Below are 13,969 nucleotides of genomic sequence, written 5' to 3'. Positions count from 1 at the left end.
AGAACTTTTAGTCCACAAAAAAGAACCGATTTTATCAATCGGCTCCTCTAAATACATATTGTTCTTTCGGCTGTTCAACTTTATTCCATTTCGTTACTTCTAACACTGGAATATTTGCATGGAATGGCTGATAAAATTCAGTTGAAATTTCTCCTTCCACCTGAATCCAATCATCATTTTTCCACTCTACACCTTCTGGTTTTTTAACTAACATGCCATATACACCCGAATCCGCAACACAATGTATAATACCGAAACGGAATAAGAAATATTGTTCCTTTTTAGAAGAATCATCTCGGAAAACAAATCCTTTATAAGACAGGGTTTTACCAGTAAATTCACCAGGATAATTATAAATTGTCTCCATACCCTTTAAGAAATCTTCATCTTTTAAAGTGATATTGTCTTTCGTAACAAACTCTTTCTTCCCTTTTTCCATTACACCACGATATCCTTCTTTCCCGTAATAAATACTCGTATCCGGTCTTAAGAATTGTCTTGTCATAAATGGATCTTTACTTTCCGCTTGTGCAACAGGAAAGTGAAACCCCTTCGCCTTAACAATGTCCGAATCTAATGTTGCAATTGGGAAAAATAATCCTGAAATAATCGGAAAACAGAACAGAGTATAAGAAAACGTTCGTTTCCACCATGTATTTTCATCTTTCGAATGATCATGCCCACAATGGCTATGATCACAACTGCAATCATGTTTCTCTTTTTCCTTTTGATGCTCTTTCTGGAAAACGATAATAATTTGTATAATCGTTAAGAAACCTAAAATAATAGCTGCAGTTTTTGATAAATAGGCATACTTCATATTTATATACTTCGTAATGTTACCGGAAATATGAAGCTGTCCAATTAAAATTGTAAAACCTAATAATATATATGCCCGAAACATAACCTACCACCCCATCGCATAAATGAGTAGTGAGCTTGCATAAACAACAAGTGTAACTGTAACCGTCACAACAATTACAAATTTTGTTTTAAATGTCGCAAGCATCATAAACATATTTTTAATATCCACCATCGGTCCATATACGAGGAACGCGACTAGTGACGCTGTTGAAAATGTACTTTGGAATGAAGAAGCAATAAATGCATCTGCCTCTGAACAAAGTGATAAAATGAAAGCAAGTCCCATCATAACAGCTGATGAAGAAAACGGACCTTGTCCAATTGCAAGCAATGTTGACGTTTGTACAAATGTTTGAACCGCAGCTGCAATTAACGCACCTAGCACTAAATATTTTCCCATTGAGAAGAATTCCTCAACAGCATGTGTACATACATCCCACATTTTTTTACGTAACGGACGCTTATGATTCACTTCTGGGAAGTGATCATCTCTTAATTGATGTTCTTTAAACATAAATGATAATATAATTCCAACGATAATTGCTACGATAATCGCTACTATAGAACGATACCATACCATGTGCATACTACTTCCAAAAGCAACATATGTTGCAAATAATACAACTGGATTAATAATCGGTCCAGTTAACATAAATGCAATTCCTGCATAGGGTGGAACCCCTTTTCCGATTAATCGTCTTACAATCGGAACAATTCCACATTCACACCCAGGAAACATCATACCTAAAAAAGTAGCTAATAAAACAGACAGAAATCGGTTTTTAGGCATCCATTTTGCCACCATATCTTCTGTCACAAACATTTGAATGAATCCTGAAATAAATACACCAATTAGCACAAAAGGAAGTGCTTCGATTAATATTGAGATAAAGATTGTATTCATTTGCAGGAATGCTTTCGGTAATTGAAACAATTCCATGATGTATTTCCTCCAACTTTTCATTAACAATATGTAATTTTAACTCCATTTTATTATTTGAACAAGAGTTATATGGAATTCATAACCTTCATACACATTACATTTCACAAGTTATATTCTGTTCCAAAATTGAGATTTTATAGCAAAAAAAGCTGCTCTAGCGCAGTTTTATAACTATGCTAGAGCAGCTTTCTTATCATTAAAAGTAACGTTTCTTCCAAAAAACAAATGCTAAAGTGAAAGATAATGTTACACATATTATAAGTACAATTACAAAACCATATGCTTCCCCTTCAAATGGAACCTTTACATTCATTCCAAAGAAACTAGAAACCATCGTTGGTAATGATAAAATGATTGTAATAGAAGTCAACAGTTTCATAACACTATTTAAATTGTTAGAAATAACCGAACTAAATGTATTCATCATTCCACTTAAGATGTGACTATATATTTCCGCCATTTCAATAGCCTGCTTATTCTCAATTAATACATCTTCTAGTAAATCTTGATCGTCTTCATACATTTTCAAAAATGTACTGTTTCGCATTAATTTTTGAATTACAATTTTATTTGCCTTTAATGATGTTGTAAAATAAACTAAACTTTTTTCAAGGCCGAGCAATGTGAAAATTTCTTTATTTTTCATCGACTTATTTAATTGGTGCTCTAAATCGATTGTTTTTCGATTAATTTGCTTTAAGTACCTTAAATAATAAGTAGAAATTGTATATAAGAGCTGAAGTGCGAAGCGCGTCTTTTTAAACGTATAAAATTCTTTAATACGTTGATTAATAAAGCGTTCAAAAATTGGATTTTCTTCTAAGCAAATAGTAACAAAACAATCTGGCATTACAATCATACCTATTGGAATCGTGTCATAAATTGAATTTCCTTCTTCATCATGGCTGACTGTCGGAATATCCACGATAATTAAAGTATTATTGTCTTCCTTTTCAATACGAGAGCGTTCTTCATCATCCAAAGGGTCTTTAATGAAATCTAAGTCTACATTTAAAGTTTGTACTAGATACTGAATTTCTTCTTCTGTTGGATGAAGTACATTAATCCAGCAGCCCTTTTGCATTTCCTCAATCTCTTGTAGTTTTCCGTTTCGGTCTGTTAAATAAATATTTAACATACTATCACCCCGATTCTTTTTACATGTGGGAATCTACCTCACTTAAACAACAGTTTTTGAACCGCTATTTTCAGCATATGAAACAAACGATTAAATTTCAATAGAAAAATTATTTTGAAAACGTTTTTTTAAGAAAAATCTTGTAAACATAGAAAAAGACAGAGTGTTCTCTGCCTTTAAAAAAGCTTATGTTGCCTTTATAACATATTTAGAAAGCATCCACAAGTTAAAGCCGACTGAAATCGTATAGCCAGCGTATGTTGAAATGATAAAACTTACATAATCAAAATACGGTAGCAATACAATATTTAAAACTATCTTCACAGTTATTCCGATTACTAATCCTAGCACTGTTTTCTGTTGTTGATTAATTCCTTGTAACATGGCAGCGGTTACTGTAAATAGTGAGAATAGTATACAAGCAGGAGCATAATACTGCAAAATAATACTGCCCATCTCCGGATCATTTCCCGCACCAAATAAAAGAGTATACACTGGTTTTGCTAAAACCATCATTCCAATCGCCGCCGGTACGGTAATTCCTACTACTAATAAATTTGTCCTTGTAAAGTGTTTATACAGTAGCTTCTCATTTCCCGCTGTATAAGCTTTCGTCATTTCAGGTACAAGGGACATACTAAAAGCCGTTGCAACAGAAACCGGGATAAGTACAACCATCTGAACAAGACCAATTATCGCATTAATCTTTTCAGCTTCTCCTTGCATATATCCTATTTGTATAAGTAGTTTATTAATTGTAAATGTATCAATTGTCTGATACAACGGAATTGCTAAACCAACCACAACAAACGGTATTGAATATGTAAAGAGCTCCTTATATAACGAGAAAAAAGATTTCGTTGTTTGTGGTATACTTGCCATCTCTTTTTTCTTTAAGTGCCTTCTCCTCTTTACATAATACGCACTTAAAACCGTTAATCCACCTATAGCTCCCATAAATGCACCAAACGTTGAAATACCGACCGCTAGCGAAATAGACTCTTTTAAAACATATAAAACGACAAAACTTCCTATTAAAATGGTTAAGACCCGAAAAAATTGCTCTACAACTACACTTAGTGCAGAAGGTCCCATCGATTGAAATCCTTGAAAGAAGCCCCTTAATAAACTCATTACTGGTACAAGTATTAGCGCAAAACTTACAATTTGAATGTTATTAGTGACCTCCGTTATACTATTCCCGGTTTGATCATTTCCATCAATTACAAGTTTAGCTAAATGTGGAGCTAATATATATAGTGTAAAACATGAAATAACTCCCATTATAAACATAAAAACGATACCACTCTTTAATGCTCTTTTAACCGTATGATAATCATTGAGTTGATCATATTTTGATACCATTTTCGAAACGGCAAGTGGCAATCCCATCGTTGCAATACTAAGCATAATTGTATAAGGACGGTATGCATACGTATATAATACGTACCCACTCGTACCTACCATTGCTGTAAATGGTATAACATATATGAACCCTAACATTTTAGATATCATCGTTGCCATCGTTAAAAATATCGTTCCACGTAAAAACGGTGATCCTTTCATCACATTCCCCCGCTACGCTTTATTATTACACATTATGGACAACTCCTTTTTTTTAGAACCAAAACAATTAAAAAAAGCCAATGAAAAATCATTGACTTTAATGCGTTGTTTTTCTCTTTTTCAAAAGCTTTAAACCGAAGTAAAGAGCAATAAAGAAAACCGCACCTATAATTATGTAATGTGTGTAATCAGATGCATACTCTTTAATATGTCGCCAATTTCCACCAAGCTTTTCTCCTAAGTATATAAAAAGAATTGACCATGGAATAATCGCTACTACTGTATACAGTGTAAAGAGCTTTAACGGCATCTTAGCTAGTCCTGCAGGAATAGAGATAGCATGACGTACAACAGGAATAAAGCGTGCAGAGAATATTACACCCGCCCCGTATCTTTTAAACCAATTTTCTGCTATGTCTAAATGATGTTTATTAATAAGCAGATATTTCCCAAACCTCTCAACAACCGGACGCCCTCCGTAGTATCCAAGCCAGTATAAAAAGATTTGCGCTAAAGTACCACCGATTGTTCCGGCAATAACAGCACCGACAAAACTAATTTTCCCTTCTGCCACTAAAAATCCAGCATACGAAAGTACAATCTCACTTGGGATAATTTCAATCATTAAACCTAGTGCTACTCCAAAGTATCCTAGATTTGCAAAGAATTGTAATAACTGATCTATTATATTCGCTAACATATTCTTTTCTATCTCCTTTTTTCTTCACATACCATCCCATTATCACATAAAGATTGCCATCTGCCAATATAATCATGTGAATCTCTTCACCTAACTCATAGACTTTAAAGAGGACTACACTATACTCTTTTTTGTTACAAGAACATGTACAACCCTTCATCAATATACCCTAAAAAGATACTTGATTCATTTAATTAATCAAGTATCTTTTCCTTATTTCGATCCTTCATAAACGCAAACATTTCTTTAATCTGCCATTCTGTATTTCTAGCGATTGATAAATCAGGTATTTCATTTTCACTAAAAAAATCTATATCCTCTGTTTCAATACTTAGTTTCTTTTCTCCACCAACAATCTCACAACCTATAAAAATCTTATATATATGGGTTGCTGATGGGGACGGTTGATGTTTTTCTTTATCAAATATTGCTAGTAGCCTAAAATGATCTACTTTATAACCTGTCTCTTCTAATGCTTCTTTTGCTGCGACTTCTGTTGGCGTATAACCAATATCGGCCCATCCACCTGGCAATGCCCATTTCCCATCACTTTTTTCTTTCACAAATAATAATTTTTCATTTTGAAAAATAACTGCCCGTATATCAACTTTAGGTGTTTGATAGCCTGTCTCACTTGCAAATAAATTCTCTACTACTTCCCAATCTGTTTTTGTGTAATGTGACATCATCGCAATTGAAATGTCTCGTAATTGTTGGAAACGCTCTAAATCATACACATCTTTGGAGTACGTTAAACCTGCTTGTGCTATTGATTGTATTTGTTTTACCCAATCAATCCATTTAACCGTCATATTTACACAACTCCATTCTACTAAATTTTATTTCTCCATCTTTAGTATACAAAAAAAGAGATTGATAATGTTTCAATCTCCTTTAAAATCATCCCAATTCATGAAGATGTTCTTGTATATAGTTTCTTCTTTTATTTATATATTGAAAAATCATCTCAGCCTCTTGATTAAAAACTTCTATTTTCTCTTTCATATATGGATCCTGAAGTAAATATGGACGAATGGATTCGCACATGTCTTCTACTTTTGGTTTTATAAAGGATTCTGTAAATTGTAATTCTAAAATTTCTTCTAATATATTTCGATATTGCTTTCTAAAAACAGGTATATCTAACAATCTTGCACTTAACGTATTATATCCTTTAATGCGAATGTACTCATGATTAAGCGGTCTCCCTTGTACATCACGCCCCCAAGTCGCATCGTAATCCCACGGGATGACCTCAAATAAATTTGTTTCATCGTTATGATACAGTGCATAGTTATGAACAAAACCATCAAAGTTTTGAGTCAAAATAACGCCAGCTAACCAGCGTAAATATTTATCAACATGAAGGTATTTCCCAATTTCTTTTTCATAATCATCCCTCGATAGTGTATTTGCTTGAAAAACGAATTCACTCAGTTGCTCTTCACTATTTTTATTCGAACATTTAAATTCATACCCTGCAAAAAGCTCAGTTTTAACATCTTTATCTCTCTCACTCATTAAAGAAAAATTCGCGTCATCATCTATCGCATAATAAATAGAACCACTCGGCAACCCTCTACTTTTTAAAAAGTTTTCATCAACCGATTCTAACTGTAAATATACGCCTTGGATTTGACCATTTATTTTTATAAATACGTGCTGTGACTTCGGTGAAAGTACCCCAATATCATTAAAAAAGTCTAGTGATAATTTATTACGAATAAGAGATGGATCCATAAATTCAGAGTTTAAATGAAATTCCTTCACCCCTTGAAATTTTTTTGGCTTATAAAACTTAACATGATAAGACTTTTTCTCAAACTCACGAATATGAGCGCCTCGATAAACGATATCAATATCATACTTCTTTTTTCCATATGTTAACTTTGCTGGCACTGGGCTATCTGACCAAATATCTTTTTTTAATTCCACTAAGTACATTGGATGAATAAAAAAATCATATGAAGGTAGCATATATTCTCATCCCTTCTCTGTTCTCTTCATTCAATGTATGCGCCTTGTCTTGTCCATACATCCGCTATCATCTATTTATATAAAATTACACTCTTGTCCTGTTCAGAAAGAAGCCGAATCTCATATCATGTTAAGGAAAAAGAATACCTTTTCAATTTAAAACTCGATAAGGAGGATTTCTATGAAACGTGATATTAGAAAAGCTGTTGAAGAAATCAAAAGTGCTGGTATGGAGGATTTCTTACACCAAGATCCAAGTACTTTTGATTGTGATGATGATAAATTCTCTCATCATAAATGTACAACAGGGTGTAACTGTACAACAGGACGTAAATGTACAACAGGGCATAAATGTCCAAGAACAAGATGTACTCGCGTGAAACATTGTACTTTCGTTACAAAATGTACTCATGTAAAAAAATGGACATTCGTTACGAAATGTACTCGTGTACGCGTTCAAAAATGGACATTCGTTACGAAAGTTACTCGTAGAAAAGAATGCGTTTTAGTTACAAAACGTACTCGCGTGAAACATTGTACTTTCGTTACAAAATGCGTTCGCTTTGAAAAGAAATGTTTCTGGACAAAACGATGTTGCTGTAAAAAATGTGTATTTTTCCCTCATAGCCATCATGGTTCTTGTGATGATTCGCGGGATCATGGTAAGGACTGTCACGATGACGGGCACAAATGGGACGATTGCAAAGGTAGCGGACACAAGTCCTCATCTTGCAAAAATAAAAAATTCGATCACTTCTGGTATAAAAAGCGTTCTTGCTAGTTTTTTATACCCACCAAAAAAGGCCGCATTGCGGCCTTTTTTACGTTTACTGAAAATGGCTTATATCTGCAAATTGTTTTACTTTACCAAAATTTTCATCAAATTCAATCACACTAAGACTCGCGCTATGCATAAATGGCTCTCCCCATACATGTTCAATTTCAACACCTGCAAAATGCCCTACAAGTAATTTCGCTGCTGCAGCATGAGAGACAATTAAAATACTTTCACCTTTATGCTTTTCTAAAAGAAAGTGGATCCCTTCAATTACTCTTTTATGAACGGCCGCAAAGTTTTCCCCTGATGTTGATTGAAAAAGATGTGGTTCATTCCAAAATAAATGTACTTCTTCTGGATATTGCATTTCCAAATCAGCAATTGTTTTCCCTTCCCATGTCCCCATATTTATTTCATAGAAACGTTCATCTGCTATAATTGGAATATTGCGTTCTCCTTTAATCAATTCAGCAGTATGAAGCGTTCTTTTGCTTGGGCTACTATATATGGCATGGAGTGGCAACTCCTTCATACGCTCCCCTAATTGTTTCGCTTGCATCATACCATTCTCTGTTAATGCTGAATTTTTGCGCCCTTGCATCCGCTTTTCTACATTCCATTCCGTCTCACCATGCCTTGTTACATATACCGTTGTCTTCATTTCCCATTTCCCCCTTACCATTTTGGCCGCAATCCCCACGGCTCTACTCTCCCTACAATCCATTCCGTGCATTTACTTTCAATTCCTTTTATAACTCCGTCAGCTATCTCTTCATGAGTAAGCCACCTTGCATATGTATCTTCTAAAATAAACCCTAATATAACTCTATAATAACTACATAATGCCCCGCCTATTTTTTGTGACTTCGTACGCGATGCACTACTACCTAATATATGAAATAAACTATACTTTTCCGATGACAATTCAACTTCATTACAAATGAGTCGTAATGCATGCTTAGCACCCGAATGTACCCACGCGACAACTAATGTAATTGGACCATTTTGTTCAATTGTATTTGTAATAGATTGCTTTACAGCATCGTCATTTTGATAATCTAAAGGAAGGCACGTAATATTTCCCGGTACAGAACTCCCTTGCTTAACATTTTCCAATTTCGCATTATCTCGTCCAATAATAGAAACATGAAACCCTTGATCACAAAGCCACATAGAAACTTTCTTTAGCATTCCTGTTCCACCAATTACAAGTGCATGCAACTTCTTCCCCCCTTAGTAAAATGTCATATGAGGTTTCTCTTCCCTATAATAATTTAGACGATCTTGCAATGTCCCTGAATGAAACTCAAATTTATGACCATCTGGATCTAGAAAATATATAGATTCACAATCTCTCACATCCCGTTCTCTTCCTTGTAAAATATGAACTTCCTTTTCTTCTAATCGCTGCAGTAGGCGTTCAAAGTCTTCTTGTTCAACAGAAAATGCAATGTGCGTATAAGATTGATGAATCTCATTTCTCGGAATATGTGCCTCTTCATTAAGCGCTATCCATACTCCGCATATGTTAAAATACGCTAGTTTTCTCCCTTTAACTAATAACTCTCCTTCTAGTACTTTTTCGTAAAATATAATAGATTTTTCTAAATCTGAAACTGAAAAACAAAGATGATTGATTCCCCTTAACAACTATAGCTCCTCCTTATACAATAAAAGATGAGTGAAAATTCACTCATCTTTTATTGTACTATTTTTTTGTAATATACGCCCATTTATAACTAAAGTCCCCACCAAACGTATGATTTGCAATACCTTTTACAAACGGCTTCTCTAAATAAGCTGTACTTTGCTGGTACGCAGGTGAGATTGCAGCATCTTGACCAATCAAGATTTTTTCAGCTTCTGCAAGTGCTTTCCAGCGTGCTGCATCATCTTTTAATAGTTCTCCTTTTGATTTCGCTACTAAATCATCATACTTCGGATTAGAATAGGCCATTTCGTTAAATGTGCTTCCTGTAATAAACATATCAATATAAGTCATTGGATCTGGATAATCTGGGCTCCATGCAGATAACGAGAATTCATATTGTAACTTCTTCTCTAAATCTAATTTTTGTTTGTATGGTTGTTGTTTTAAATTCACCTTTAGACCCGGTAAATTTTTCTCTAACTCTTCTTTAATAAAGTCGCCCACTTTTTTACGGCTACCGTTATCATCATTTAGGAATTCCACTGTTATTGTATCTTGACCAAGTTCTTTCTTCGCTTCTTCCCATAATTTTTTTGCTTTCGCTGCATTATCTTGACTATCACGGAAATTTTTATTTACAGAGCGGAAGTCTTTTCCATCTGGCCCTGTCGTAAATTTTTCAGGGACTAAGAAATATGCTGGTAATGAGCCATCATTTAAAATAACATTTGCAATTCCCTTTTTATCATATGCCAAATCAATTGCTTCACGAACTTTTTGGTTTTTAAATGTTGCATTTTGTTGATTAAAGCGCAAGAAATACATACGTGGATCTAGCTTCGTTTTAAATTCATCTGGCTTACTCTTTTTATATTTGTCAACAAATTCAGAACTTAGAATAACTCGATCTGCTTGATCACTATCGTATAAATTTACTCCTGTGCTTGTTTCCTTCACAACACTTACATTAATTTCTTCTAACTTTACAGTATCTTTATCCCAGTAATTAGGGTTTTTCTTTAACTGATAACTTTGTTCATGTTTCCATTCGCTCATTGTAAATGGTCCATTGTACAATAGTTTATCTGCTTCTAATGCGTATTTATCCCCTTGTTCTTTCACATATTTTTCATTTAAAGGGAAAAATGTTGGGAATGAAGTAAGCTCAAGGAAATACGGTGCTGGTTGTTCTAATTCTACTACTAACGTTTTATCATCCTTCGCTTTAACTCCTAATTGATCTAACGGTAATTCTCCCTTATTTACTTTCTGTGCATTTTTCACATCGAATAAAATAAATGCATACTCAGCAGCAGTTGCTTTATCTAATGCGCGTTGCCAAGCATATACAAAGTCTTGTGCTCGAACTGGATCTCCGTTAGACCACTTTGCATCTCGTAATTCAAATGTATATGTTGTTTTATTTTCACTAATTTTCACATCTTTTGCCATACCTGGCGTTGGCTTATTATCCTTATCTAAACGATATAACCCTTCCATTGCATTTACAAAGGCCCGGAATGATACAGAGTCTGTTGACTTTGATGTATCCATTGAAGGAATTTCTGCTGTTTCTAATAAATTTAATACTTGCTTATCCGCTACTCCCTTACCTGCTTCTTTCTTCGTTGTAGATGCCTTCTCCCCATTTCCGCAACCTGCAACTAATACACTAGTCGATAATGCGACTACAGCAATCGTTGTTACCTTTCTCTTCATTCTTCCTTCCCCCAATCTATATGTATAAATGAAAGCCAGTATAATATATATTATTATACAAAAGATTCAGATTATTTCAAATATTATTTTTCACAAATAAAAAAGAAGCAGATAGAGAGTTCTTTCCATCCGCTTCTTTTTCTATCATTTTTACTTGCAATCCATCCTCTATTTCAAACGGATTTTGAACCTTGAATATTTCTTCCATCATCTTCAAAAACTCTTCTTCATTTTTAGATTCACCATTAATCGTAAGGGAGTATGGCTCAATTTCACTCAATTTATAATCAACAATAAATTGAATTGTAACTTTTTGTCTTGGCATCCCTGGGCTGTATCCTTGAAATTCTACTAATTCCATACCTTCCGAACCACGATAATATATCCACCCTGAATTTTGAAAATAGCTTTCAAACGATTCACCAATCGAAAAGAACGGATATTCATAAAGCGAACTTGTACGTACTTTTTGTATAATATCTCGATCAGTCGGAAAAAAGAAATGACTGAAAAAAATACTAGCAACTGCTAAAATAGTAACAATTGTTGCTCCCATTTTACTCGTTCCACCACTATCATGGATGAGATAATTTTCAACCGATTCATCTTTAATTCCCCGTGCTTTTATTCGATATATACGCCTTTCTGCAAATTGATAAAATAATCCATTTGCAAAAATCCCCATCCCAAATAGAATGAAAACGAGTAATAAAAACGTGAGAGGCACCATATTAATGATTGGCAATGCTACGTTGAACCCCATATAATAAGAAAATGCATCACATGCTACTAATAACAGTATAAATAAAGCAGCAGGTAAGTAATACTTACGATATCCAAGCCAACCTACATTGAAAATAGCAGCCAGACCATTCCAGCTCCACCTAGCAATTCGCTTATTCTCAAGCTCCCATTTTCTTTTGTAATATGGATATTGTCTCCCTACATATACTTCTAATTCTTTGTCTATTAGCGAGCTTTCTTCACCTTGTTCATTATGCAAGTTTCTTTGACAATTCGCACAATTCAACTGATCATTAATACAAGGTCGCCCACAATTTATACATTTCAAAACAATCCCTCTTTCCATCCATACTTCATTTTAAAATGCCTTCATGCTTCAATAACCACTCTTTCCTCCATAAACCACCCGCATACCCAACAAGTTTTCCACTCTTTCCTATTACACGGTGACATGGAACGATAATTGAAATTGGATTCCGGCTATTTGCCCCTCCTATCGCCCGTACAGCTTTCGTATTACCAACCTTCTCCGCAATATCTAAATATGAAGCACTTACGCCATATGGTACAGTGTAAAGTGCATCCCATACATTCTTTTGGAATAGTGTTCCTTCAGCAGACAATGGAACTGTAAACTCTTTTCTTTCTCCTTTAAAATATTCATCCAGCTCATTTATACATTGATCTATCATTCCATTTGTATTTTCCTCTTGTCTTTCATCAACAAATATAACAGACGTAATTCCTTCTTCGTTCGCTGTAATTTCTAACAAACCTAATTCACTATCATAATAAGCCTGGTACATATGTCATCCTCCAATTCATTACATATCATTTATTGTAACACGAATAGACGAAATTTTTCGTATAAGCGTTTTATTAGAGAAACAAAAAAGAAAATGCAAGAAAATTCAATTAAGGAGCATATTAACATCGCAACTGGTGCGGTAGGATTAATTACAACCGGATCACAAACAGAGCAAATTTTTATCGGACGCGAGTTACTTCCCAAGAATAGCAGCCAATGAACTTGGCTTTGAATCAAAAGAACCATATCAGTACCGACGAGTACCCGGGAACATTAAATCTAATAAATAAAACCGAGAAGTTATTCTTCTCGGTTTTATTTATTTTATCTCTATAATATCGTTTGAACTATAAATATGAATACCAGATTCTTCACGCAGCGCTGTTATATACATTCCTTTCGCCACATCTTTAGCTGAAATTGGTTTATACTTTTTAAAAGCCCCTTTAAATATAAACGGAAGAATACGAGATAATTTCTCGGCCATTCTTTCCCCAAAACGATATTCTTGTCGATTTCCTACTAATAATGACGGCCTGAAAATATGTATGCCTCCAATAACTAGCTTTTTCAGCTCCTCTTCCATTTTCCCCTTCACTTGCGAGTAAAAGAAAAGTGATTTAGGATTTGCTCCCATTGATGAAATAACAAGAAAATTTTGCACGCCTTGTTTTTCAGCTAAGCAGGCAGCTCGCAATGTATATTCATAATCTACTTTTTTAAAATTCGCCTTCGACTTCGCTTTTTTTATCGTTGTTCCTAAACAACTAAAAACATCATCTACTGCAAAAAATTCTTTATATTCCTCTAATACTGAAAAATCCACCTGTTTCTGCTGCAATTTCTCATGCTGTAATTGTAATGGTTCCCTTACAAAAATAGTAACCGAATCGTAGTAATCTGAGTCAAGTAATAGACGCGTTATTTCTTGTCCAACTAATCCACTTGCACCAAGTACTAACGCTGTTCGTTCATTCATATATATGCATACCTCTTTATTTACTTTTCTCTCCTATAGCTAATCGTCGCTAACAGGAGTTTCCGTTCCCCCATTTTACCATAAGTAAAGCACTATGCGTAT

General features: G+C 34.3%; 15 protein-coding genes and 1 pseudogene. 2 read left to right on the top strand and 14 right to left on the bottom strand.

Annotation, left to right across the window (positions count from 1 at the left end; all coding sequences use genetic code 11):
• Positions 1-34: 34 nt before the first annotated feature.
• The 7 genes from JTF23_RS02960 to cotH all read right to left on the bottom strand — a co-directional run bounded on the left by JTF23_RS02960 (position 35) and on the right by cotH (position 7,188).
• Positions 35-904, bottom strand: a complete 870-nt coding sequence (locus tag JTF23_RS02960; protein WP_002200765.1) for a TIGR03943 family putative permease subunit — start codon at positions 902-904, stop codon at positions 35-37.
• 3 nt (positions 905-907) lie between these two features.
• Positions 908-1,804: a permease gene (locus JTF23_RS02955; protein WP_002118586.1), complete on the bottom strand. Its 897-nt coding sequence runs from the start codon at positions 1,802-1,804 to the stop codon at positions 908-910.
• Between the two features lie 199 nt (positions 1,805-2,003).
• Positions 2,004-2,945, bottom strand: a complete 942-nt coding sequence (locus JTF23_RS02950; protein WP_078181202.1) for a magnesium transporter CorA family protein — start codon at positions 2,943-2,945, stop codon at positions 2,004-2,006.
• Positions 2,946-3,131: 186 nt separating this feature from the next.
• Positions 3,132-4,511, bottom strand: coding sequence for a putative polysaccharide biosynthesis protein (locus JTF23_RS02945; RefSeq protein WP_131231191.1), 1,380 nt, complete (start codon positions 4,509-4,511; stop codon positions 3,132-3,134).
• 97 nt (positions 4,512-4,608) lie between these two features.
• Positions 4,609-5,211, bottom strand: a complete 603-nt coding sequence (gene uptA, locus JTF23_RS02940; protein WP_204208060.1) for an undecaprenyl phosphate transporter UptA — start codon at positions 5,209-5,211, stop codon at positions 4,609-4,611.
• A gap of 194 nt (positions 5,212-5,405) precedes the next feature.
• Entirely contained in the window at positions 5,406-6,023 is a 618-nt protein-coding gene (locus JTF23_RS02935; RefSeq protein ID WP_088078394.1) for an NUDIX hydrolase N-terminal domain-containing protein, read from the bottom strand.
• Between the two features lie 88 nt (positions 6,024-6,111).
• Positions 6,112-7,188 (bottom strand): spore coat protein CotH, encoded by a 1,077-nt coding sequence (cotH, locus tag JTF23_RS02930; protein ID WP_204208059.1) that lies wholly within the window; start codon positions 7,186-7,188, stop codon positions 6,112-6,114.
• Positions 7,189-7,369: 181 nt separating this feature from the next.
• Here cotH and exsB point away from each other — a divergent pair, with 181 nt between their 5' ends.
• A complete protein-coding gene (gene exsB / locus JTF23_RS02925) occupies positions 7,370-7,969 on the top strand; it encodes an exosporium protein ExsB (protein WP_204208058.1) in 600 nt (199 codons plus the stop codon).
• Positions 7,970-8,015: 46 nt separating this feature from the next.
• Here the strand turns inward: exsB and JTF23_RS02920 are convergent, their stop codons facing one another.
• From JTF23_RS02920 to JTF23_RS02895, 6 genes are all read right to left on the bottom strand, one after another.
• The gene (locus JTF23_RS02920; protein ID WP_204208057.1) at positions 8,016-8,627 is read right to left on the bottom strand and encodes a phosphoserine phosphatase 1; all 612 of its coding nucleotides are present in this window, start codon (positions 8,625-8,627) and stop codon (positions 8,016-8,018) included.
• Positions 8,628-8,641: 14 nt separating this feature from the next.
• On the bottom strand, positions 8,642-9,187 hold the full coding sequence (locus JTF23_RS02915) for a short-chain dehydrogenase (protein WP_204208056.1): 546 nt from the start codon (positions 9,185-9,187) through the stop codon (positions 8,642-8,644).
• Between the two features lie 12 nt (positions 9,188-9,199).
• Positions 9,200-9,616, bottom strand: coding sequence for a FosBx1 family fosfomycin resistance bacillithiol transferase (gene fosB / locus JTF23_RS02910; RefSeq protein WP_002158165.1), 417 nt, complete (start codon positions 9,614-9,616; stop codon positions 9,200-9,202).
• 58 nt (positions 9,617-9,674) lie between these two features.
• Complete coding sequence (locus tag JTF23_RS02905; RefSeq protein ID WP_204208055.1) at positions 9,675-11,336, bottom strand: peptide ABC transporter substrate-binding protein; 1,662 nt, start codon at positions 11,334-11,336, stop codon at positions 9,675-9,677.
• Positions 11,337-11,412: 76 nt separating this feature from the next.
• A complete protein-coding gene (locus tag JTF23_RS02900) occupies positions 11,413-12,408 on the bottom strand; it encodes a DUF2628 domain-containing protein (RefSeq protein WP_204208054.1) in 996 nt (331 codons plus the stop codon).
• A gap of 25 nt (positions 12,409-12,433) precedes the next feature.
• The gene (locus JTF23_RS02895; RefSeq protein ID WP_078181209.1) at positions 12,434-12,886 is read right to left on the bottom strand and encodes a methylated-DNA--[protein]-cysteine S-methyltransferase; all 453 of its coding nucleotides are present in this window, start codon (positions 12,884-12,886) and stop codon (positions 12,434-12,436) included.
• A 108-nt stretch (positions 12,887-12,994) separates the two neighbouring features.
• On the opposite strand from JTF23_RS02895, the pseudogene JTF23_RS02890 reads away from it, so the two are divergent.
• A pseudogene (locus tag JTF23_RS02890) lies at positions 12,995-13,178 on the top strand (NADPH dehydrogenase); the annotation flags it as partial.
• 29 nt (positions 13,179-13,207) lie between these two features.
• Here JTF23_RS02890 and JTF23_RS02885 read toward each other — a convergent pair.
• Positions 13,208-13,867, bottom strand: a complete 660-nt coding sequence (locus JTF23_RS02885; RefSeq protein WP_002200778.1) for an oxidoreductase — start codon at positions 13,865-13,867, stop codon at positions 13,208-13,210.
• Positions 13,868-13,969: the final 102 nt, after the last annotated feature.

This window comes from Bacillus sp. RIT 809 (assembly GCF_016892495.1).
Taxonomy (GTDB): Bacteria; Bacillota; Bacilli; order Bacillales; family Bacillaceae_G; genus Bacillus_A; species Bacillus_A cereus_U.
Note: the sequence above shows the minus strand (reverse complement) of the source record. Positions and strands in the feature narration are given on the sequence as shown.

Coding starts and splice junctions, on each gene's coding strand:
- uptA (WP_204208060.1), bottom strand. CDS start 5,211: ATGTTAGCGAATATAATAGATCAGTTATTACAATTCTTTGCAAATCTA.
- exsB (WP_204208058.1), top strand. CDS start 7,370: ATGAAACGTGATATTAGAAAAGCTGTTGAAGAAATCAAAAGTGCTGGT.
- JTF23_RS02885 (WP_002200778.1), bottom strand. CDS start 13,867: ATGAATGAACGAACAGCGTTAGTACTTGGTGCAAGTGGATTAGTTGGA.
- JTF23_RS02895 (WP_078181209.1), bottom strand. CDS start 12,886: ATGTACCAGGCTTATTATGATAGTGAATTAGGTTTGTTAGAAATTACA.
- JTF23_RS02905 (WP_204208055.1), bottom strand. CDS start 11,336: ATGAAGAGAAAGGTAACAACGATTGCTGTAGTCGCATTATCGACTAGT.
- JTF23_RS02945 (WP_131231191.1), bottom strand. CDS start 4,511: ATGAAAGGATCACCGTTTTTACGTGGAACGATATTTTTAACGATGGCA.
- JTF23_RS02920 (WP_204208057.1), bottom strand. CDS start 8,627: ATGAAGACAACGGTATATGTAACAAGGCATGGTGAGACGGAATGGAAT.
- JTF23_RS02950 (WP_078181202.1), bottom strand. CDS start 2,945: ATGTTAAATATTTATTTAACAGACCGAAACGGAAAACTACAAGAGATT.
- JTF23_RS02960 (WP_002200765.1), bottom strand. CDS start 904: ATGTTTCGGGCATATATATTATTAGGTTTTACAATTTTAATTGGACAG.
- JTF23_RS02955 (WP_002118586.1), bottom strand. CDS start 1,804: ATGGAATTGTTTCAATTACCGAAAGCATTCCTGCAAATGAATACAATC.
- JTF23_RS02935 (WP_088078394.1), bottom strand. CDS start 6,023: ATGACGGTTAAATGGATTGATTGGGTAAAACAAATACAATCAATAGCA.
- cotH (WP_204208059.1), bottom strand. CDS start 7,188: ATGCTACCTTCATATGATTTTTTTATTCATCCAATGTACTTAGTGGAA.